The sequence below is a fragment of the Streptomyces diacarni genome (assembly GCF_003323715.1).
GTDB lineage: Bacteria > Actinomycetota > Actinomycetes > Streptomycetales > Streptomycetaceae > Streptomyces > Streptomyces diacarni.
Genome location: NZ_QOIN01000024.1, coordinates 108,246 through 129,598, shown reverse-complemented (window position 1 = coordinate 129,598; position 21,353 = coordinate 108,246). Strand labels below are relative to the sequence as shown.

Sequence of the window (21,353 nt, the reverse complement as noted above, 5' to 3'; positions counted from 1 at the left end):
CCCGATGACCGCAGGCTCGGCGGGGTGTTCACGCCGCGGTGGCACCAATCCGTGAGATGGAGGGGAGAGATGGCTCTGACCACCGGTGATGTGGTCGGTTCTTTCCGATAAGGCGTCAATTGTAAGGAAGTCAGCGATCACCCTTTCGTGTGCTTTTCACCAAAGCCCTCAAGAAAGCCCTCAAGACCGGCCGGAGCACGGCCGACACAAGATGCGTGACTACCCTTGCGCACTCCATGATGACCGCGGCTCGCCCCGTTGACTCAGGCCTCGTCGGCCCGGGCGAGCTGGACCGCTACGCATACGCCGAGTCCACGGGGACAGCGCGTACCACAACGAACGCCTCGGCGTGGGAGGGTTCCGAGGCCGACATGAACCGTGTGAACCGACGTACATCCGGCAGCCGCGGCAGGGGTCTGCACGGGCAACTGGTGCAGCAGCTCGGGCAGATGATCGTCTCGGGTGACCTGGGCGCTGACCGCCCGCTCGTCCCCGAGGAGATCGGCCAGCGATTCGAGGTCTCGCGGACGGTCGTACGCGAGTCGCTGCGCGTTCTGGAGGCCAAGGGGCTCGTGAGCGCCCGGCCGAACGTCGGCACCCGGGTCCGGCCGGTCAGCGACTGGAATCTGCTCGACCCCGACATCATCGAGTGGCGCGCGTTCGGGCCGCAGCGGGAAGGCCAGCGGCGCGAGCTGTGCGAGCTGCGCTGGACGATCGAGCCTCTCGCCGCTCGTCTCGCCGCCGGACAGAGCCACGACGACGTACAGCAGCGCCTGGGCGACATGGTCGAGATCATGAACCACGCGCACGCCCAGGGGGACAGTCTCACCTTCTCCCGGGCGGACGCCGAGTTCCATGGCCTGATCCTGCAGGCGGCGGGCAACCGGATGCTGGAGCACCTCTCCGGCATCGTCTCCTCGGCACTGCAGGTCTCCGGCGGCCCCTCGGCGTGCTGCGAGCACCCCACCGAGAACGTGGTCGCTCACCACCGCCGGGTCGTCGAGGCGCTCGCCGCGGGAGAGGCCGCGGTGGCCGAGACCGCCATGCGCCAGGTGCTGGGCGCACCCAGCGAGTCGGTCCCCGCCGGGCAGAGCGCACAAGGGGCTGCCGCTCCCGCGCAGGCCGGCCAGGCGGGTCAGACCGCGCAGGCGGGTACGCACAGCGTGCCCACGGGCGCGGGGCAGCCGGCACAGTCGGGCGGCGCGACTGCACCCGGCGGCGCAGACCACGTGGTGCCGGCACCACGCGAGCACTGACGTTCCCGGGGCGTCCGTCGGCGCCCCTCCGGGGGCTTTCGCGACGGTGTCGGGACCCCGACCGGCTACGCCTGTGGGCGCGGGCATCGTCGTGGACCTTCCAGTGGTGTCGGGCTCGCCTCGACGGCGGATCCACCACTTCGTGGTCCCGCACATGCCCGGCCCGCTCGCCGGTCGGCGCTCGTCGGCCCGGTGCGGTGTCAGGGGCGGACAGCTGCCGGGGTGAGCGGCCTCTTGGAAAGCGTCGGTGTCCTTACGGTTGTCCGTCGTCCGGCTGCGCGTGACCGCCGGCGCCCCCGTTCGTCGCGTTCGACCCCCGTCGGTCGCGTCCGGGGAAACTCCGGCCGAGCCTTAGCGCGTCGCGGGGCTGGCATGTCTCCGTGTTGCCGTCGGGGCGTCCTTCCGGTGCCGGAGGGGCCTTCCGGCGGTGGTGGGGGTCGGTGCCTTCGGCTCGGTTGCGGCGACGGGCGCTGGACGAACCGCTGTGTTTCAGCCCTTGGTGTCGCTCAGCCGCTGCTCAGCCGACGCTCAGCCGCCGCTCGGTGGGGCGACAGCGGGTCCGGCTCATGGCCCGCTTGAGCTTCCGCCGCTGCGGACAGAAGGCTGGTCGGAGTGAAGGGGCGGCGCACTCCTCACCTGAGCGGTGAGACCACGCGGCGCTCGTCCCCGTAGTCCGGTCGCGTTGTGACCGCCCCCCAGGTGGCGGAAACCTGTGTGGCGCCTCCTCGTGTCGCGAGGAGCCGTCCGCGCCCAACGGCACTGCCGTACGGCCCCGCCAAGCGGCGTTGCCGTGCCCTCGCGTGATGCGCCCTACGCGCCGCGACGTGTCGTGCTGCCGACCGTAAGGTCTCCATGCTCATGCTGAGGGCCGTACGGTCCCCGGTCTCGTCGTGGTCTCGTCGCGCGGTGGGCGGGCGGCCGGGTGGCCGGCTGCCCGGGCGCCCGGGCGCGAACCGGGCCTCCGCTGGGGGTGTCGTCCGTGGTGGCAGTCCGTACCGCATCGTCCCGTGTGGCGAGAGGGTTGGCTCTGGGGCCGTCGTGGTCGCATCACGGGCAGCGCATTTGCCCGATTCTGTCCCTGTGTGAGTGGGTACTAGATGTGACTCGGGCCACGTGAATTGGGCGTAACGCTTCCCGTCCTCACGCGATGACTCAAGAGGTGACAGCCGAGGAGGGAATACGGGCGCTCCACTCGGAGCTTGTGTCTGCACCGTTGTTTCTCCACTGCTCCGCCCGCGCCGTCGGTTCATCCCCGCCGGCGGTCCGCCGTTTCCATCGTTCCGAGAGGTTGTTCGTGTCGGCCAGCACATCCCGTACTCTCCCTGCGGAGATCGCCGAGTCCGAGTCCGTGATGGCGCTCATCGAGCGGGGGAAGGCTGAGGGGCAGATCGCCGGCGACGACGTGCGCCGGGCCTTTGAGGCTGACCAGATTCCGCCGACCCAGTGGAAGAACGTTCTGCGCAGCCTCAATCAGATCCTCGATGAGGAGGGTGTGACGCTGATGGTGAGTGCAGCCGAGGCGCCGAAACGCACCCGCAAGAGCGTCGCAGCGAAGACCCAGACCAAGCGCACGGCTACCAAGCCGGTCGCTGCCAAAACCACGTCGGCCAAGAAGGCCGCCCCCACTCGGACGGCTCCCGCGGCGGCCTCGGCCGCCCCCGCGCCCATCGCGCCGGGCGTCGCGGCCGGAGCGGTGGCCGGGCAGGAGCCTGCCGTGGACTCCGAGGAGAAGCCCGCGAAGAAGGCCGCCGCCAAGAAGGCGGCGGCGAAGAAGGCGACCGCCAAGAAGGTGGCCGCCCCGAAGAAGACCGCCGCCAAGAAGTCCGTCGTCGACGAACTCCTCGAAGGCGACGACGAGATGGTCGAGGACCTCCCGGCCAAGCCGACGGGCAAGCCCGGCGCCGAGGACGGTCCTTCCGCCGAGGGCAAGAACGAGAACGAGGGCTTCGTCCTGTCCGACGAGGACGAGGACGACGCCCCGGCGCAGCAGGTCGCCGCCGCGGGGGCGACGGCCGACCCGGTGAAGGACTACCTCAAGCAGATCGGCAAGGTCCCGCTCCTGAACGCGGAGCAGGAGGTCGAGCTGGCCAAGCGGATCGAGGCGGGCCTGTTCGCCGAGGACAAGCTGGCCACCGAGGAGAAGCTGGCCCCCAAGCTCCAGCGGGAGCTGGAGATCATCGCCGAGGACGGCCGCCGGGCCAAGAACCACCTGCTGGAGGCCAACCTCCGCCTCGTGGTGTCCCTGGCCAAGCGCTACACCGGCCGCGGCATGCTGTTCCTGGATCTCATCCAGGAGGGCAACCTTGGTCTGATCCGTGCGGTCGAGAAGTTCGACTACACGAAGGGCTACAAGTTCTCGACCTACGCGACGTGGTGGATCAGGCAGGCCATCACCCGCGCCATGGCCGACCAGGCCCGCACCATCCGTATCCCGGTGCACATGGTCGAGGTCATCAACAAGCTGGCCCGTGTGCAGCGCCAGATGCTCCAGGACCTGGGTCGCGAGCCCACGCCGGAGGAGCTGGCCAAGGAGCTGGACATGACGCCCGAGAAGGTCGTCGAGGTCCAGAAGTACGGCCGGGAGCCGATCTCGCTGCACACCCCGCTGGGCGAGGACGGCGACAGCGAGTTCGGTGACCTGATCGAGGACTCCGAGGCGGTCGTTCCCGCTGACGCGGTCAGCTTCACGCTTCTGCAGGAGCAGCTGCACTCGGTGCTCGATACCCTCAGCGAGCGTGAGGCGGGTGTCGTCTCCATGCGCTTCGGTCTGACCGATGGCCAGCCCAAGACGCTCGACGAGATCGGCAAGGTCTACGGCGTGACGCGTGAGCGTATCCGGCAGATCGAGTCGAAGACGATGTCCAAGCTGCGGCACCCCTCGCGTTCCCAGGTGCTGCGCGACTACCTCGACTGAGCTTCCGAGCCTCCAACCGGGCGGTTCCCGGGGGTGCTTCCGAGTGGTTCCCCGGGTGGTTCGTCGCCCGAGGGGGAGGGCCTGCGGGAGAAGGGCACAAGAGGTGACACGAAGGCCGGTGGGCCCGCTGACGGCGGCGTCCACCGGCCTTCGGCGTGTGACCGCCGGCCTTCGCTGCGTGGTCATCAGGCCTTCGCCGTGTGGTTGACCGGCCTTTCGCCGTGCGCGTCGGCCGCCGTGTGGTCGACCGGCCTTTCAGCCGTGTGGCCATCGGCCCCGAGGCGCGGTGTGCCCGGCCTGGCCTCCGCCGTGGGGTCGCGCCGTTTTCCGGTGCCCGTACGTGCATACGAGTGTCAGGCGCTCGTCATGGTCGTCTCGGGATGCGCGCGGCGTGCGACAGGAACACCCTGGGTAGTCAGGTAGTTCCGCACGGTGCAGGAGGTCGGTTCATGCGAGGGATGCGCTGTAAGCGAACACGCGCTGTCCGCACTCCCGGGAGCCCGGGAAGTCGTCTTTTCGTCCTGGGGGTGGCGCTCATAGCGGTGCTCCTCGCCCCTGCGGCCTCACCCGCCGCGGCGCACGGCCAGGACCCGGGCGACCGTGCCGTGATCGGCGGAAGACCGGTGAGTGCCGAGAGTCATCCGTGGGTGGCGGCGCTCTCCAGTCGCTCGCGGTTCGGGCCGGAGCGTTCGGGGCAGTTCTGCGGCAGTGCGGTGGTAGGCCCCCGTACGGCTGTCACGGCGGCGCACTGCGTCAGCCGCGAGGTGCTGGGTGCCGATCCGTCGCAGGTCGACGACCTGCGGGTCATCACAGGGCGAGGGGATCTCACGCAGACGACGGGCAAGGAGATCGCCGTCGAGTCCTGGAAGGTCAACCCGGAGTACGACCCCAAGACCAACAAGGGGGACATCGCGGTCCTGCGGCTGGCTTCCGCGCTGCCGCGGAACGCCGTCCTCCCGATGGCGCGGAAGGGTGATTCCGCGTACCAGGCGGGCACGGCGGCCACCGTCTACGGCTGGGGCGACACCACAGGGCGCGGGGACTACGCGGACACCCTGCACGCGGCGGGGGTCAATGTGCTGCCGGACGCGGACTGTGAGCGTGCGTATCCGGGGTCGGCCGAGGGTACGTACGACCGCGGCACCATGCTGTGCGCCGGTCTCAAGCAGGGAGGCAAGGACGCCTGCCAGGGGGACAGCGGCGGCCCGCTGGTCGCCCAGGGCAAGCTCGTGGGACTGGTTTCCTGGGGCATCGGCTGCGGGCAGCAGGGGCGCCCAGGCGTGTATACGCGGATCTCAGCGGTGCAGTCCGTCATCGGGGCCCAGGAGGACTCGGCCGCATCCACGGGCTCCTGAGCGGCACTCAGGCCGCATACAGAGGGCTTTGCAGGGGTTGCCCGGCAGTCCCTGACTCAACCGGGGCCGGCCGGTTCGCTGCCCCTGAGGGAGGAAATCAGCGTCCGAAGTGTCCCGGTGGCCGTCCGATGAGCCGGACCGACCGCGGGTACAACCGGCCACCGGTCGACCACGAAGCGGAGGAATCGGCCATGATCTCGTGCCCTGGTCTCGGCCGAACGCGTACCCGCGTGGACGGCCGGAGGCCGGCCGGGAAACGACGAGGGCGGACGGTCCTCCCGCTGGTGGGAGGGCCGCCCGCCGATACCGGCCTGTGCCGGGGTAGCTCGTCGGATGCGGACGCGAAGGCGTCAGCTCAGCAGGTCACCGTTCGTCCTCGCCCGCAGTGGCAGGAGTCGCGGTGAGCTTCTCCGTCTCGTCCTGTATCTCCGCGGCGATCTTCTTGAGCTCCGGCTCGTACTTGCGGCCGTGGTGGGCGCAGAACAGCAGCTCTCCGCCACTCACCAGGACAACGCGCAGATAGGCCTGGGCGTTGCAGCGGTCACAGCGGTCGGCTGCAGTCAGCGGGGTCGCGGGGGTCAGAACTGTAGTCACGTCGCCTCTTCTCTAGCTCGACGAGCTGTCGTACCAGGGTCAACATCCAACCAGGCCGAAAACGTTCCCGCTCTGGCCTTCATTCCCGGACTTTTTTGGCCGGGAGGCCGGATTGTTGCCGGGTGGCGGCGAATGGGCCGTATTGCAGGGGTTGGGGTTTCCGTCTGTTGTGTTCGGTCTGTCGTGGAGTTTGTGACGGTGAGTGGTGGCCGGCTCCTGCCAGTGGCGCTGGCAGGCTTCCGTCGTGCCGTTGGGTTGTCGTCCGACTCCGGGCTGTTCCCTTCTCCGTTGTGGAGGACGTGCCCGGAGCCTAAACGGTTCATGCCTGGATGGGAACGTGATGTGTGAGTCACCCAGGCGGGTTATCGAACAGGATATCGAATATGGGCTAGCATGGCTGTTCTCCTTATCCCTGGCCTGGGTCGTGCGTCACGCGCCGTCCTGGGCCTCGGTACCCTCTGACGCGGCAACCCAGCCGTCTCAAGCAGAATTCAGCGAGGAGCGAACCGCGTGACCGCCGACATGTCCGTGCCGTCCACCGCACTGCTGACCGGGGCAGACCGTGAGGGCGGTTCCAATTACACCGCGCGGCATCTGCTCGTCCTGGAGGGCTTGGAGGCCGTCCGCAAGCGGCCCGGCATGTACATCGGCTCGACAGACAGTCGCGGCCTGATGCACTGCCTGTGGGAGATCATCGACAACTCCGTTGACGAAGCCCTGGGGGGCTACTGCGACCGGATCGAGGTCATCCTGCACGAGGACGGCTCGGTCGAGGTCACCGACAACGGCCGGGGCATCCCCGTCGACATCGAACCGAAGACGGGTCTCCCCGGTGTCGAGGTGGTGATGACCAAGCTGCACGCCGGCGGCAAGTTCGGTGGTGGCTCCTACGCGGCCTCCGGCGGCCTGCACGGCGTCGGCGCTTCCGTGGTGAACGCGCTCTCCTCGCGCCTGGACGTCGAGGTCGACCTGCACAGTCGCACCCACACCATCAGCTTCCGTCGCGGTGTGCCCGGCATCTTCACCGAGCCGGGACCCGAGGCACCCTTCGATCCCTCCAGCGGGGTACTCAAGGGCAAGAAGATTCCCAAGACGCGTACGGGCACCAGGATCCGCTACTGGTCCGACCGGCAGATCTTCCTCAAGGACGCCAAGCTCTCCTTGGACACGCTGTACGCACGTGCCCGTCAGACCGCGTTCCTGGTGCCCGGGCTGACGCTGGTTGTGCGGGACGAGCGGGGTCTGGAGAGTGAGGACGTCTCGCAGGAGACGTTCCACTACGACGGCGGGATCAGCGAGTTCTGCGAGTACCTCGCTCCCGACAAGCCGGTCTGTGACGTGCTCAGGTTGCAGGGCCAAGGGACGTTCAAGGAGACCGTGCCGGTTCTCGACGACCGCGGGCACATGACACCCTCGGAGGTCCAGCGGGAGCTCGGCGTGGATGTCGCGCTGCGCTGGGGGACCGGGTACGACACGACGGTCAAGTCGTTCGTGAACATCATCGCGACGCCCAAGGGCGGCACGCACGTCGCCGGCTTCGAGCGCGCTGTGACCAAGACCGTCAACGAGGCACTGCGCACGAACAGGCTGCTGAAGGTCGCCGACGACGACGTCGTCAAGGACGACGCCACCGAAGGGCTCACCGCCGTGGTGACCGTCCGGCTGGCCGAGCCGCAGTTCGAAGGGCAGACCAAGGAGGTGCTGGGGACCTCCGCGGCCTCGCGCATCGTCGCGCAGGTGGTGGCCAAGGAGCTGAAGGCCTTCCTGACCTCCTCGAAGCGGGACGCCAAGGCGCAGGCCCGCTCCGTGCTGGAGAAGGTCGTCGCCGCGGCCCGGACGCGGATCGCCGCGCGGCAGCACAAGGAGGCGCAGCGCCGCAAGACCGCGCTGGAGTCCTCGGCGCTGCCCGCCAAGCTGGCCGACTGCCGTGCCGATGACATCGACCGCACCGAGTTGTTCATCGTCGAGGGCGACTCCGCGCTCGGCACCGCGAAGGTGGCGCGGAACTCCGAGTTCCAGGCGCTGCTGCCGATCCGCGGCAAGATCCTCAACGTGCAGAAGTCGTCCGTCTCCGACATGCTCAAGAACGCCGAGTGCGGCTCGATCATCCAGGTCATAGGAGCCGGGTCGGGACGGTCCTTCGACATCGACCAGGCCAGGTACGGCAAGGTCATCTTCCTTGCCGACGCCGATGTGGACGGTGCCCACATCCGCTGCCTGCTGCTCACGCTCTTCCAGCGCTACATGCGGCCGATGGTGGAGGAGGGCCGGGTCTTCTCCGCGGTGCCGCCTTTGCACCGGATCGAGCTGATCAATCCGAAGAAGGGCCAGGAGAAGTTCCTGTACACCTACTCGGACAACGAGTTGCGCCAGACGCTGCTGGAACTCGAGCGCAAGGGAACGCGTTACAAGGAGTCCATCCAGCGCTACAAGGGGCTGGGCGAGATGGACGCCGACCAGTTGGCGGAGACGACGATGGACCCGCGGCACCGTACGCTGCGCCGCATCAACATCAGCGATCTGGAGGCGGCCGAGGAGGCGTTCTCCCTGCTGATGGGCAGCGAGGTGGCTCCGCGCCGGGAGTTCATCAGCTCCTCCGCCGCCACGTTGGACCGCTCCCGCATCGACATCTGAGCCGGAAACCGGCCTGCCGTGACGTGCCGTGAACGGGGGTGCTTCCGGCTGGCCGTAAACGGGAGTGTGTTCGGCCAGCCGAACACGGGACGCGTTCGGCCGCCGGGGGCGGTCCGGCGACTCGCGTCCCGCTGCGTGGGCGCTGGCCCGGCCGCTCGCGTCCCGCTTTCCGGGTCGGCTCAGCGGCTCGTTCACCAGAAGAGGTGAACGAGCCGGTCTCGGCCGAACAGGAGCGCAGTGGTGCGCTCATTCTGACGGCATGCGCATCGACGATCCCTGGTACGACTCCCTCTCCACCGGCGGCTCCCGGCTCGGTTGTGCCCCTCCTCCGGGACCGGCCCGGCCCCAGGGAGACCGCACCGGGCCGGTGCGGACGGGCACGCGAGAGGCGTACCTGACGGTCGGGCGCAGCGCGGCGTTCCATGAAGTGCGCGGCCGCTACCGGAGGTTCGTGTGGGCGGTGTACGGGGGCCTGCTGTCCTCGATGGTGCTCGTGGCGCTCTCGCCTGTCGTCTCCGGCGCCCCACGCGCCCTCTTTCCCGGCGTGGACTTCGCCTGCTTCCCGCTGGAGAACCCGGGCGTCGTCTCGATTCCGGTCGGCTTCCTGTGCGGCTGGCTCGGCACGGTGCGCTCCCGCGAGCGTCCCGACGAGGGGCGCTACGCCGAGACGGAGGTGCGCTCGCTCACGGGCGCGGGCGCTGTCTGAGACCCTCGCTGCCCTCCGGTGGCTCCCCGGTCCCGTGCGGAAGCCCGGGCCGAGGACGACGGGTTCCGCTGCGAGGGTGAGAGGAATCGCCGCGAGGGTCTTCGGGATGCAGCGCTTCGGGGAGGGCCACGGTGAACTCCGCGCCTCCGTCCGCGCTCTCGCCGACCCGGGCGGTGCCGCCGTGCCGCTCAGCCAGGCGTCGCACCAGGGCGAGGCCGAGCCCGCGCCGACCGTGCGCGGGTGGCTCCTTGGTGGACCAGCCCTCCGTGAACACGGTCTCGCGGTGCTGTGCCGGGATGCCCGGACCGTTGTCGCTCACCCGCAGCGTGACTCCGGTTCCGTGCGGCTCCGCGGTCGTGGCGAGCGCCACCTCCACCTCTCCGCCTGCCGTGCCGGAGACCGCGTCGAGGGCGTTGTCGACCAGGTTGCCCAGCACCGTCGCCAGCTCCGGCGGATCCACCAGGCGGTCGGGCAGCAGCGTGCCCGCCGCGATGCGCAGGGCGGCCCCGCGCTCCGCCGCCACCGTGGCCTTGCCGACCAGCAGTGCGGCGAGCATCGGATCGCGTACGTGCCCTGCTATCTCCTCGGCCGTCGCCCGGTGCACTCCGACGGTTTCGCTCAGATACGCGACCGCGTCCTCCACCATGTCCAACTGGAGCAGTCCGAGCAGGATGTGCAGACGGTTGGCGTGTTCGTGGTCCTGGGCGCGCAGGGCGTCGATCAGCCCGTGGGAGCCGTCGAGTTCCCGGCCGAGCAGTTCCAGTTCGGTCCGGTCGCGCAGGGTGGCCACCGCGCCGCCGTCGTCCGTGGGCATCCGGTTGGCGACCAGCACCCTCCCGCCGCTGACGGTCAGCAGGTCGGCGCCCGGCACCTCGCCCGCCAGCAGCCTGGCCGTACGCCCTGTACCCAGCGCCTGGTGCGGCGACAGACCGATGTGGTGGGGCGCCAGGTCCAGCAGACGCTGGGCCTCGTCGTTGACGAGCCTGATCCTGCCCGCGCCGTCCAGGGCCACGACACCCTCCCGGATGCCGTGCAGGATCGCTTCCCGCTCGGCCAGCAGCGCGCTGATGTCCGAGAACTCCAGAGCATGGGTGCGCTTTTGCAGGCGGCGGAAGAGAAGGAGCGCGGCCAGTGCGCCGACGCCGAGCGCGCCGCCCGCGTAGGCGAGCAGGCCGGGCACGGCGTGGAGAAAGCGGTCCCGCACGCTGTCGTAGGCGATCCCCACCGAGACCGCCCCGACGACCTGTCCCCGACCGTCGCGCAGCGGCACCTTTCCGCGGGCCGACCTGCCCAGCGTTCCCTCGTCGATGTGGTGCACCTCGCGGCCCGCGAGCGCGGGTCCGGGATCGGTGGACACGTGCTCGCCGATCCGGTCCGGCTCCGCGTGCGACCAGCGGATGCCCCGGGTGTCCAGCACCACGATGTAGCTGGCGCCGGTGGCGCGGCGCACCCTCTCCGCCAGCCGCTGGACGGGGCCGTCGCGCGAGGGGCCGCCGCCCTCGGTCAGCAACGCGGGCAGATCCGGTTCGGCGGCGGTCGCCTGGGCGATGGCCAGCGCACGCCGGGACGCCTGGTCGTCGAGTTGTGCGCTGAACGGTGCGAGGAACAGCCCCGTCGCCAGGGCGGTCACCCCTGTGACGACCGCCAGTTGCATGAGCAGCACCTGGGAGGACACGCGCCGCGGCCACCCGGGCAGGCCGACACGGAAGTGCCGTCGCCCGGCGGAGGGGCGCCGCACCGAGCGGCGGCCGGCAGACCGGAGAAGGAACGGACGGCGGCTGGAAGACGTGTCAGGACAGTGCCTGGAGAACATCCCGGAAGGGTGGCTGGAGGGCGTGCCAGGAGAGTGGCTGGAGGACGTGCCGGGAAGGGACACGGGCGACCTCGCGGCGTGAGTGGGGACGTATGGCCCCGCAGCCGTGCACGCGCACGAGACGGGTGCAGGCGCCAAGGGCGGAAGATGAGTGCAGGCGACGGGGGCGGGGAGGTGGGCAACGAGGACGCGATCGGGCGGGGACGGCGCGCCCGTACGCGACACGCTTCGGTGGGGCGGTACTCGCGCGCTCAGCGGGAGTCTGCCGCAGTCCCGTCGGTCCCCTCCAGTGCGTCGCTCTCTTCGATCCCCGCGCCCCTTTCGACCTCGTCGAGCGCCTCGACGTCCAGGCGTACCGTGCCGGCGGGCTCCGCCCCGCAGCTCGCCGGCACGGCGGGGCCCCCGGTGCGTTCCCGGAGGACGACCCGCCAGCGTCGGCCGTCCACGTGGGCGACCGTCACGATCCGGTGTGAGCCGTCCGAGCCGGTCCGTACGGCGAGGACGGACATCGCTTCCGCCCGCAGCTCGCCGATCCGCTCCCGCACCGCGAGATCCGCAGCCTGTCCCGGCCGGTCCCACGCCGAGCGGCCTCGGCAGCCCTCCAGCGACATGCGGCCGTCTCGCACCGCGTCGAGCACGCTCTTGACGCCGGCGGCGTCAAGACGCCCGTACGCGTAACCGTGCGGGAGCACCAGGAGTGTCGGCGCGAACCGGTGGCCGCCGAGGTGGGTGATCTCCCAGACGTTCGCACCGCCGGACGCGGCGAGCTCGGCTGCCAGGGGCCTGCCGAGCAGGGCGCAGCAGCGGTCCCGTTTGCCGTTGGTGCACACGAGTGCGAGAGGGTCGCCCTCGTACGGCTCCCACCACGGCTCCCACCACGGCGCCGTCGCGGCGCCGCGCGCAGCGGCTGCCGGATCGTCGAAGGCCGCGAAGTCCAGCGCGCGCAGCGCTTCCAGGCCTCCGTCGCCGGGCAGTCGCGCCGTGCGCACCCAGGCGTCGCCGGGCACGGTGCGGGCCAGGTAGACCCGATGACCGGCGGCGGGGGAGTGGTCGGCGTGCCGCTCCGGACGCCGGATCAGGGCGACACGGGCGCCATGGGCGCTCGCGGCGGTGTCGAGCGCCTGGCCGAGGCCCGGATCGAGGCGGCTCTGCGTCAGTGCCTTCCTGCCCCAGGGCCCCGGCTGTTCCACCAGCAGCCAGGTACGGGCTGTGGCCGCCGTACCCGCCAGGGGTTCGGCCAGCGTTCTGGAAGCCGTCGCACACGTGCTCACACAGGCGACCCTAACCTGCCCTCCGCCGTCGCGCCCGGCACGGCTGCCCACCCGCGGGGCACGGCCCCGCCCGCCTACGGCCCGCCTGTAGGGGGTCGGTCCGCCGTGCCGCTCGGCTACCATCGGCACCCGTTTCAGCTGCGACGACAGGAGGGGAGCAGGCGGAGTGGGCAGCACGGAGGACAGCCAGGAGCGGGATGCGGGGGACGTCCGCACGTCCACGGACCGGGGCGCGGTGGGCGGCCGGATTCCGGTCGTGGTGCTGGCCGGATTCCTCGGCTCGGGGAAGACGACCCTGCTCAACCATGTGCTGCGCAGCGCCCGGGGCACGCGCATCGGCGCGCTCGTCAACGACTTCGGCAGTATCGAGATCGACGCGATGGCGGTCTCGGGGCAGGTCGATTCCATGGTCTCCCTCGGCGACGGCTGTCTGTGCTGCGCCGTGGACACGAGCGACATGGACGAGGCGCTGGAGAGGCTCGCACGCCCCGCGGTCGGTATGGACGTCGTCGTGATCGAGGCGAGCGGGCTGGCCGAGCCCGAGACGCTGATCCGGATGCTGCTGGCCGGAGGAAGCCCGCAGACCGTCTACGGTGGGCTCGTCGAGGTGGTGGACGCCGCCGAGTTCGAGGCGGTACGCGCCCGCCATCCCGAGTTGGAGCGGCATGTCGCCGCTGCCGACCTGCTCGTCCTGAACAAGGCCGACCGTGTGCCCGAGGAGCGGTACGAGGCGCTGCGCACGGAACTCGAACGGCTCGCCCCGGGGAGGCCCGTCGTCCCCGCCTCCTTCGGGCGTGTCGACCCGCAGCTGCTGTTCGACCGCGTGCACCGGCCCCGGCCACCCGTCGAGCAGCTCTCGTTCGACTCCCTGCTGTACGGCGAGGATGAGGGAGGGGGCGAGGAGAGCTGCGGCGCGCAAGGCGCGCACGGGATGCACGGGACACACGGCGCGCACCTGCACGCGGCCTACGAAGCCGTGGAGTTCACGGCTGGGGAACCCATGGACCCGCGCCGTTTCCTGGAATTCCTGGACAGCAGGCCGGAGAAGCTCTACCGGATCAAGGGATATGTCGACTTCGGCTCCGCCGACCCGGACAACCTGTACGAGCTGCACGCCGTCGGCGGGTTCCTCCGCTTCGCGCCCCGGCGGCTGCCGCGCGACGCCGAACGGCGCACGGAACTGGTGATGATCGGAGCGGGCGTGGACGCGGAGGCGCTCCGCGCGGGGCTCCGCGACTGTGCCGCGGGACGCGAACCCCTCAACGAGCGCGCCCTGTGGGGCGTGCTCCGCTACGTGGATCGCGCCCGCTCGGAGGAGGACGACGCGGACGTGCACGCCCCCGAAGCGGCTGAGCCCGCTGAGTTCGACGAGACCGCGGAGGAGCCGGAGGGGTACGGGATCCGCACCCCGTAACTCGGTACGCCCCGTACGCCGCGCACGGGGCGCCCGGAACAGCAGCCGGACTGCCATTCCGGACCGCACACCGGCCCGGTCACCCGCGGCCCCACCCCACGTGCACCGTTGCACCCGCCCGGCGAGCCGCGTCCTCACCCCACGTGCACCGTTACACGGGCCCGGCCACCGCCGCGACCTGCTTCGTCAGCGGGAGTCCCGAGCCGTCCCGGCGCGGGTCGGGCTCGGGCAGCTCCACCGGGGCACCGGTCTTCGTCGCGGCCCTCGCCGGCGTGGAGCCCGCCCAGGCCAGTCGTAGCCGGTCCTCGCCCTTGAGGAAACGCTGACAGCGCACGCCGCCTGTGGCCCGCCCCTTGCGCGGGTACTGGTCGAACGGGGTGAGCTTGGCCGTGCTCAGCGAGTCGTCGAGGGTGCCCTCCGCTCCCGCGGCCGTGAAGACGGCACCCTCGGAGGCGGGGTCGATGGCGCCGAAGAACAGCACCTGTGCGCCGTCGGCCAGCTTGACGCCCGCCATGCCGCCCGCGGGGCGGCCCTGGGGGCGGACCTGGCTCGCCTGGTAACGCAGCAGGTGGGCGTTGTCGGTGATGAAGACCAGGTCCTCCTCGCCGGTGTGCAGTTCCGCGCCGCCGACGATGCGGTCCCCGTCCTTGAGGGTGATGACCTCCAAATCGCTCCGGTTGGTGGGGTAGTCGGGCACCACGCGTTTGACGACGCCCTGCTGGGTGCCGATCGCCAGGCCGGGCGAGGACTCGTCCAGGGTGGTGAGGCAGACCAGCGTCTCGCCGCCCTCCAGGGTGAGGAACTCCGAGACCTGCGCCCCGCCCGCCAGGTTCGGCGCTGTGGCCGAGTCGGGGAGCTGGGGCAGGTCGACGACGGAGATCCGCAACAGCCGTCCGCCGGAGGTGACGGCGCCGATCTCTCCGCGGGTGGTGGCGGGCACGGCGGAGACGATCACGTCGTGCTTGGCGCGTTTGGCGGGCTCGGCGAATTCCGTGCTGCCGCTGGCGGTGCGGGCGAGCAGTCCGGTGGAGGAGAGCATGACCCGGCAGGGGTCGTCGGCGACCTCCAGCGGCACGGCGATCACCGGCGCCTCGTTCGCGTCGAGGATCTCGGTGCGGCGCGGGGTGCTGTATTTCTTGGCGATGCCGGACAGCTCGGAGGAGACGAGTTTGCGCAGCTCCGCGTCGGATTCCAGGATGCGGGTCAGCGCCTCGATGTCCGCCTTGAGCTTGTCGCGCTCGTCCTCGAGCTCGATGCGGTCGAACCTGGTGAGCCGGCGCAGCGGGGTGTCGAGGATGTACTGGGTCTGGATCTCGCTGAGCTCGAAGCGGGAGATCAGGGAGGCCTTCGCGTCGGCGGCGTTGTCACTCGACCGGATGATTCTGATGACCTCGTCGATGTCGACGAGCGCCACCAGCAGCCCCTCGACGAGGTGCAGCCGGTCGCGCCGCTTGCTGCGGCGGAACTCGCTGCGGCGGCGCACCACGTCGAACCGGTGGTCGACGTAGACCTCCAGCAGCTCCTTGAGGCCGAGCGTCAGCGGCTGCCCGTCCACCAGCGCGACGTTGTTGATGCCGAAGGACTCCTCCATCGGCGTCAGCTTGTAGAGCTGGCTGAGGACGGCCTCGGGGTGGAAACCGTTCTTGATCTCGATGACCAGCCGCAGCCCGTGCTCGCGGTCGGTCAGGTCCTTCACGTCCGCGATGCCCTGGAGCTTCTTCGCGTTGACCAGGTCCTTGATCTTGGTGATGACCTTCTCGGGGCCGACGGCGAACGGCAGCTCGGTGACCACGACGCCCTTGCGCCGCGCTGTGACCTGCTCGACCGTCGCCGTGGCGCGGATCCTGAAGGTGCCGCGGCCCGAGCGGTAGGCGTCCTGGATGCCCTCGCGGCCGACGATCTTGCCGCCCGTGGGCAGGTCGGGCCCGGGGATGAAGCCCATCAGGGTCTCCAGGTCGGCGCCCGGGTGCTTGATCAGGTGCCGGGCCGCGGCGATGACCTCGGTCAGGTTGTGCGGCGGCATGTTGGTCGCCATACCGACCGCGATCCCGGCGGAGCCGTTCACCAGGAGGTTCGGATAGGCGGCCGGCAGGGTGACGGGCTCCTGCTCGCTGCCGTCGTAGTTGGCGCCGAAGTCGACCGTGTCCTCGTCGATCGAGTCGACCATCAGACCGGCGGCCGGGGCGGCCCTGCACTCGGTGTACCGCATCGCGGCCGGCGGGTCGTCGTTGCCCAGCGAGCCGAAGTTGCCGTGCCCGTCCACCAGCGGCAGCCGCATGGAGAAGTCCTGCGCCATGCGCACCAGCGCGTCGTAGATCGCGCTGTCACCGTGGGGGTGGAGCTTTCCCATCACCTCGCCCACGACGCGGGCGCATTTGACGTGGGCGCGCTCGGGGCGCAGCCCCATCTCGTGCATCTGGTACAGGATCCGGCGCTGTACGGGCTTCATTCCGTCGCGGGCGTCCGGGAGCGCGCGCGAGTAGATGACCGAATACGCGTACTCCAGGTAGGAGCTCTGCATCTCGTCGACGACGTCGATGTCGAGGATGCGCTCCTCGAAGTCCTCTCCGGGCTCCGGTGCCGGTGTACGGCTCTTACTGCGGCGGGCCATCGCGGCTGCGGCTCCTTCGCTGCTTCGTGCTGTCGCTCTTGTGTGCGGGCGCTTGTTCACGGCGCCTGCTCTCGGGTACGCGCGCTTGTCGCGCGCGCTCGTGCTGGGTGCGCTGCTGTGCCCGGGTCCGGGCTTGTGCTCGGGTCCGGGCGTGCGTGCGGCTTCGCGCGACCATTGTGGACCGCTCCACTGACAGCCGGCCGCTCGGTAGACCGTACGGGAACTTCGCACGTTGTCGGCGTGGTTGCATACAGTGACAGCACCGCCGGTCGCGTGAGACGCACGGGCGGTCGGCAGTTCCCGGCGTCCGGCCGGGAAACCTCCGCGAGCGGAAGGGACTCCCCGCCCATGGGTCACACGGCCACGCCCCCGCCGGCCACCGGTGGGCTGACAGCGACGGAGCACCGGCTGGCCAACGGCCTGCGTGTGGTGCTCTCCGAGGATCATCTGACCCCCGTCGCCGCTGTCTGCCTCTGGTACGACGTCGGTTCCCGCCACGAGGTGAAGGGCCGCACGGGCCTGGCACACCTCTTCGAGCACCTGATGTTCCAAGGCTCGGCCCAGGTCGAGGGCAACGGGCACTTCGAGCTGGTGCAGGGCGCGGGCGGCTCCCTGAACGGCACCACGAGCTTCGAGCGCACCAACTACTTCGAGACGATGCCCGCGCACGAGCTGGAGCTCGCCCTGTGGCTGGAGGCCGACCGCATGGGGTCGCTGCTGGCCGCGCTGGACGAGGAGTCGCTGGAAAACCAGCGGGACGTGGTCAAGAACGAGCGCCGCCAGCGGTACGACAACGTGCCCTACGGCACCGCGTTCGAGCGCATGACGGCCATGGTCTTCCCCGAGGGCCACCCCTACCACCACACCCCGATCGGGTCCATGGCCGACCTGGACGCCGCCTCGCTGAGGGACGCGCAGGAGTTCTTCCGTACGAACTACGCGCCGAACAACGCCGTGCTGGCGGTCGTCGGCGACATCGACCCGGAGCAGACGCTGGCCTGGGTCGAGAAGTACTTCGGCTCCATCCCGGGGCACGAGGGCAAGCAGCCGCCGCGGGACGGCTCGCTGCCCGAGGTGCGGGGCGAGGAGACGCGCGAGGTCGTCGAGGAGGAGGTGCCCTCCCGCGCGCTGATGGCGGCCTACCGGCTGCCGCACGACGGCACGCGTGAGGCGGACGCCGCCGACCTGGCGCTGACCGTGCTCGGCGGGGGCGAGTCCTCCCGCCTCTACGCCCGGCTGGTGCGGCACGACCGCTCGGCGGTCGCCGCGGGATTCGGCATGCTGCGCCTGGCGGGCGCCCCCTCCCTGGGCTGGCTGGACGTGAAGGCGTCCAGCGGCGCCGAGGTGGCCGACATCGAGGCCGCGGTCGACGACGAGCTGCGGCGTTTCGCGCAGGAGGGCCCCAGCGCGGAGGAGATGGAGCGCGCCCAGGCCCAGCTGGAGCGCGAGTGGCTGGACAGGCTGGCCACGGTCGGCGGCCGCGCGGACGAACTGTGCCGGTACGCGGTCCTCTTCGGTGACCCGCAGCTCGCGCTGACGGCGGTGGGCCGGGTCCTCGAGGTCACGCGCGAGGAGGTGCGCGAGATCGCCGCACAGCGGCTGCACCCCGACAACCGTGCCGTGCTGGTCTACGAGCCGCTGGCGAACGAGGCCGAGGAGAACGAGGAGAGCGGGCAGTGAGCGAGACTCCACAGACGCCGGCGGGCACCGCCCCGGCGGGCACCGTGCCGGGCGCGGGCACGACCATGGACTTCCACCCCCAGCCCGCAGGCGGCACGCCGAAGCCGTGGGCCTTTCCCACGCCGCGGCGCGATGTGCTGCCCAACGGGCTGACGGTGCTGCGCTGCCACCGTCCTGGCCAGCAGGTGGTGGCCGTCGAGGTGAACCTGATGGCGCCGCTGGACGCGGAGCCCGAGGGGCTCGACGGTGTCGCCACCCTGATGGCCCGCGCGCTGAGCGAGGGCACCGACAAGCACACGGCCGAGGAGTTCGCCGCCGAGCTGGAGCGCTGCGGCGCCACGCTCGACGCGCACGCCGACCACCCGGGCGTGCGCGTCTCCCTGGAGGTGCCGGTCTCCCGGCTGCGCAAGGCGCTGGGGCTGCTGTCGGACGCGCTGCGCGCCCCCGCCTTCCCCGACGGCGAGGTGGAGCGGCTGGTCGCCAACCGGCTGGATGAGATCCCGCACGAGCTGGCCAACCCGGCCCGCCGCGCCGCCAAGGAGCTGTCGAAGGAGCTCTTCCCCGCCACGTCGCGGATGTCGCGGCCCCGGCAGGGCACCGAGGAGACGGTGAGCCGTATCGACGCGGCGGCCGTCCGCGCCTTCTACGAGGCCCATGTGCGTCCCGTGACGGCGACGGTCGTGGTGGTCGGCGATCTGGAGGGCGTGGATCTGGACGAGGCGCTGACCGAGACGCTCGGCGCCTGGACCGGTACGGCGGCCGAGGCCCGCGCGATGCCGCCGATCTCCGCGGACGACACCGGCCGCGTCGTCATCGTGGACCGCCCGGGTGCGGTGCAGACGCAGCTGCTGATCGGGCGCGTCGGCCCCGATCGGCACGACCGGGTGTGGCCGGCGCAGCTGCTGGGCGTCTACTGCCTGGGCGGCACCCTCACCTCCCGGCTCGACCGGGTGCTGCGCGAGGAGAAGGGCTACACCTACGGGGTGCGGGCCTTCGGGCAGGTGCTGCGTTCGGCCGAGGACGGCAGCGGGGCCGCCATGCTGGCCATCAGCGGTTCGGTCGCCACGGATGTCACGGGGCCCGCGCTGGCCGACCTGTGGCAGGTGTTGCGTGTGCTGGCGGCCGAGGGGCTGACGGACGAGGAGCGGGACGTGGCGGTGCGCAATCTGGTGGGTGTCGCCCCGTTGCGCTACGAGACGGCGGCCGCGGTGGCCGGCACGCTCGCCGACCAGGTGGAGCAGTACCTGCCGGACGACTACCAGGCGCGGGTGTACGCGCAGCTGGCCGAGACCGGCACGGTGGAGGCCACGGCCGCCGCGGTCAGCGCGCTGCCGGCGGACCGGCTGGTGACGGTGCTCGTCGGTGACGCGTCCCAGATCGCCGACTCCGTGCGGGAGTTGGGGATCGGCGAGGTCAAGGTGGTCTCCGGCTCCTGACGTCCCCGTCCCGGGGCGCGGCAGCGGGGGAAAGTGGGGCCCGGGAGGAGGAATCACTCCTTCCGGGCCCTTCGCGATGTCCGTTTCTGTTGCGGTTGTGGTGAGTTGGAGTGTGGCGAAGATGACAAAGCCAGGGATTTGTTTGCCGCTCGGAGTTGGCGCCGTCTAGCGTCGTGGCCGCTGTCCGTCAGAAGTGACCGCACCCGCGGCCGACGGACGGTGATCGCCGAATCCCCGAGGGGAACTGCCCGAGGGGGACCGGGGACCCACCTTGTCCCATGGGGTGAATCGGACGGCCTCGAAAAGAGGCGGTCCGTAGGAGACCTTCCTGCTCCGAACCCGTCAGCTAACCCGGTAGGCGAGAAGGAAGGAAAGGAGTACGCCTCCGTATGGCGTTCACCCGTGCCACCGGGAAGCACCGGCGCCCGAGTAAGACCCGCAGGGCCACGGCGGGAGCGGCGGGCATAGCCGGCCTCGCCACCGTGGGTGTCGTGGGCTCCATCGCCTCTCCCGCGTTCGCCGCCGGCGGCGGGCAGGGCCAGAACAATCTGCAGCAGAGCCCGCAGTTGCGCGAGGCTCTCGCCGCCCCCATCTCGGACACCCTGGACGAGCAGGCGTACGACCAGGCGCTGAGGGCCGAGCAGGCGAAGGCCGAGTCCGAGGCCAAGGAGGAGGCCGCCAAGGCGAAGGCCGAGGCGAAGCGGAAGGCCGACGAGGCCAAGCGCAAGGCCGCCGCCGAGAAGGCGCAGAAGGAGCACGAGGCCAAGGTCAGGGCCGCACGGGCCGCGGAGCGCGCGAAGCTCAACGCCTACGTGCTGCCGGTCGAGGGCTCCTACGTCTCCACGGGCTACCAGCAGGGCGGCGGCATGTGGTCGTCCGGCAGCCACACCGGGATCGACTTCCACGCCGGCATGAACACTCCGGTCCACTCCGTGGCCGCAGGTGAGGTCGTGGAGGCCGGCAACGGCGGTGCCTACGGCAACAACATCGTCATCAAGCACAAGGACGGCACGTACACGCAGTACGGCCACCTGAACTCGATCGGTGTCTCGGTCGGCCAGAGCGTGAAGTCGGGCCAGCAGATCGCCCTGTCGGGCTCGACCGGCAACTCCTCGGGTCCGCACCTGCACTTCGAGGCCCGTTCGGGCCCGGAGTACGGCTCGGACATCGACCCGGTCGCCTATCTGCGCCAGCACGGCCTCAAGGTCTGACGCCGGCGCGGCTTCAAGGTCCGACGCCTGCACGGCGCACTCGCGGGCATGCGACGAGCCCCCGGCCTGCTGGGCCGGGGGCTCGTGCGCGTCGCGTTCCGCGTCTGTGGGCCCCCACCGACCGCGGACGTGCGGCGGGGGCCTTCAGACCGTCTCCGGAAGCTCCTCCAGCCCCTCGGAGACCAGCTTCGCGAGCCGGTCGAGGGCCGCCTCTGCGTCGTCCGCCTCGGAGGCCAGGACGATCTCCTCGCCGCCCTCGGCGCCCAGGCCGAGCACGCCGAGCATGGAGGCCGCGTTGACGGGGTTGCCCTCGGCCTTCCGCACGGTGACCGGAACGCCGGCGGCCGAGGCGGCACGGACGAAGATGGAGGCGGGGCGGGCGTGCAGCCCCTCGGCCCAGCCGACGGTGACGCGGCGCTCAACCATGGTGTTGCCCTTCGAGTCGGTGAGGTTGTCTA

At 70.8% G+C, this 21,353-nt stretch carries 13 protein-coding genes, 1 pseudogene and 1 riboswitch; of the genes and pseudogenes, 9 read left to right on the top strand and 5 right to left on the bottom strand.

Annotation, left to right across the window (positions count from 1 at the left end):
* Positions 1 to 149 precede the first annotated feature (149 nt).
* From DTL70_RS01680 to DTL70_RS01670, 3 genes are all read left to right on the top strand, one after another.
* On the top strand, positions 150 to 1,256 hold the full coding sequence (locus DTL70_RS01680; RefSeq protein WP_114020014.1) for a FadR/GntR family transcriptional regulator: 1,107 nt from the start codon (positions 150 to 152) through the stop codon (positions 1,254 to 1,256).
* A gap of 1,294 nt (positions 1,257 to 2,550) precedes the next feature.
* Positions 2,551 to 4,170: an RNA polymerase sigma factor gene (locus DTL70_RS01675; protein WP_181860731.1), complete on the top strand. Its 1,620-nt coding sequence runs from the start codon at positions 2,551 to 2,553 to the stop codon at positions 4,168 to 4,170.
* Positions 4,171 to 4,619: 449 nt separating this feature from the next.
* Positions 4,620 to 5,525, top strand: a complete 906-nt coding sequence (locus DTL70_RS01670) for a S1 family peptidase (RefSeq protein ID WP_425470297.1) — start codon at positions 4,620 to 4,622, stop codon at positions 5,523 to 5,525.
* Between the two features lie 363 nt (positions 5,526 to 5,888).
* On the opposite strand, the gene DTL70_RS01665 is transcribed toward DTL70_RS01670, so the two are convergent.
* Entirely contained in the window at positions 5,889 to 6,119 is a 231-nt protein-coding gene (locus DTL70_RS01665; RefSeq protein ID WP_114019423.1) for a DUF7455 domain-containing protein, read from the bottom strand.
* Positions 6,120 to 6,629: 510 nt separating this feature from the next.
* Here DTL70_RS01665 and DTL70_RS01660 point away from each other — a divergent pair.
* Together DTL70_RS01660 and DTL70_RS01655 are read left to right on the top strand one after the other, a co-directional pair.
* Positions 6,630 to 8,753 carry a DNA gyrase/topoisomerase IV subunit B gene (locus tag DTL70_RS01660; RefSeq protein ID WP_114020011.1) on the top strand — a complete coding sequence of 708 codons (2,124 nt, stop codon included), beginning with the start codon at positions 6,630 to 6,632 and terminating at the stop codon, positions 8,751 to 8,753.
* A gap of 442 nt (positions 8,754 to 9,195) precedes the next feature.
* A pseudogene (locus tag DTL70_RS01655) lies at positions 9,196 to 9,459 on the top strand (cation acetate symporter); the annotation flags it as partial.
* On the opposite strand, the gene DTL70_RS01650 reads toward DTL70_RS01655, so the two are convergent.
* Positions 9,437 to 11,113, bottom strand: a complete 1,677-nt coding sequence (locus DTL70_RS01650) for an ATP-binding protein (RefSeq protein WP_245978909.1) — start codon at positions 11,111 to 11,113, stop codon at positions 9,437 to 9,439. The pseudogene DTL70_RS01655 and the gene DTL70_RS01650 sit on opposite strands and share 23 nt — an antisense overlap.
* 410 nt (positions 11,114 to 11,523) lie before the next feature.
* Positions 11,524 to 12,543 (bottom strand): ferredoxin family protein, encoded by a 1,020-nt coding sequence (locus tag DTL70_RS01645; protein ID WP_114020009.1) that lies wholly within the window; start codon positions 12,541 to 12,543, stop codon positions 11,524 to 11,526.
* 235 nt (positions 12,544 to 12,778) lie between these two features.
* On the opposite strand from DTL70_RS01645, the gene DTL70_RS01640 reads away from it, so the two are divergent.
* Complete coding sequence (locus tag DTL70_RS01640) at positions 12,779 to 13,957, top strand: CobW family GTP-binding protein (RefSeq protein WP_114020038.1); 1,179 nt, start codon at positions 12,779 to 12,781, stop codon at positions 13,955 to 13,957.
* A 151-nt stretch (positions 13,958 to 14,108) separates the two neighbouring features.
* Here DTL70_RS01640 and DTL70_RS01635 read toward each other — a convergent pair whose 3' ends face one another.
* The gene (locus tag DTL70_RS01635; protein ID WP_114020008.1) at positions 14,109 to 16,568 is read right to left on the bottom strand and encodes a DNA gyrase/topoisomerase IV subunit A; all 2,460 of its coding nucleotides are present in this window, start codon (positions 16,566 to 16,568) and stop codon (positions 14,109 to 14,111) included.
* Positions 16,569 to 16,916: 348 nt separating this feature from the next.
* Here DTL70_RS01635 and DTL70_RS01630 point away from each other — a divergent pair, with 348 nt between their 5' ends.
* From DTL70_RS01630 to DTL70_RS01620, 3 genes are all read left to right on the top strand, one after another.
* On the top strand, positions 16,917 to 18,248 hold the full coding sequence (locus tag DTL70_RS01630) for a M16 family metallopeptidase (protein WP_114020007.1): 1,332 nt from the start codon (positions 16,917 to 16,919) through the stop codon (positions 18,246 to 18,248).
* 65 nt (positions 18,249 to 18,313) lie between these two features.
* On the top strand, positions 18,314 to 19,684 hold the full coding sequence (locus DTL70_RS01625; RefSeq protein ID WP_114020037.1) for a M16 family metallopeptidase: 1,371 nt from the start codon (positions 18,314 to 18,316) through the stop codon (positions 19,682 to 19,684).
* Positions 19,685 to 19,898: 214 nt separating this feature from the next.
* Positions 19,899 to 20,060, top strand: a riboswitch (cyclic di-AMP (ydaO/yuaA leader).
* 13 nt (positions 20,061 to 20,073) lie between these two features.
* Positions 20,074 to 20,895 (top strand): M23 family metallopeptidase, encoded by an 822-nt coding sequence (locus DTL70_RS01620; RefSeq protein ID WP_114020006.1) that lies wholly within the window; start codon positions 20,074 to 20,076, stop codon positions 20,893 to 20,895.
* A gap of 144 nt (positions 20,896 to 21,039) precedes the next feature.
* On the opposite strand, the gene DTL70_RS01615 is transcribed toward DTL70_RS01620, so the two are convergent.
* A complete protein-coding gene (locus DTL70_RS01615) occupies positions 21,040 to 21,321 on the bottom strand; it encodes an HPr family phosphocarrier protein (protein ID WP_114019415.1) in 282 nt (93 codons plus the stop codon).
* Positions 21,322 to 21,353 lie beyond the last annotated feature (32 nt).

Excerpts from the sequence above, each read along its gene's own strand:
- DTL70_RS01670 (WP_425470297.1), top strand. The coding sequence starts at position 4,620 with ATGCGAGGGATGCGCTGTAAGCGAACACGCGCTGTCCGCACTCCCGGG.
- DTL70_RS01635 (WP_114020008.1), bottom strand. The coding sequence starts at position 16,568 with ATGGCCCGCCGCAGTAAGAGCCGTACACCGGCACCGGAGCCCGGAGAG.
- DTL70_RS01620 (WP_114020006.1), top strand. The coding sequence starts at position 20,074 with ATGGCGTTCACCCGTGCCACCGGGAAGCACCGGCGCCCGAGTAAGACC.
- DTL70_RS01650 (WP_245978909.1), bottom strand. The coding sequence starts at position 11,113 with ATGCAACTGGCGGTCGTCACAGGGGTGACCGCCCTGGCGACGGGGCTG.
- DTL70_RS01615 (WP_114019415.1), bottom strand. The coding sequence starts at position 21,321 with ATGGTTGAGCGCCGCGTCACCGTCGGCTGGGCCGAGGGGCTGCACGCC.
- DTL70_RS01625 (WP_114020037.1), top strand. The coding sequence starts at position 18,314 with ATGGACTTCCACCCCCAGCCCGCAGGCGGCACGCCGAAGCCGTGGGCC.
- DTL70_RS01630 (WP_114020007.1), top strand. The coding sequence starts at position 16,917 with ATGGGTCACACGGCCACGCCCCCGCCGGCCACCGGTGGGCTGACAGCG.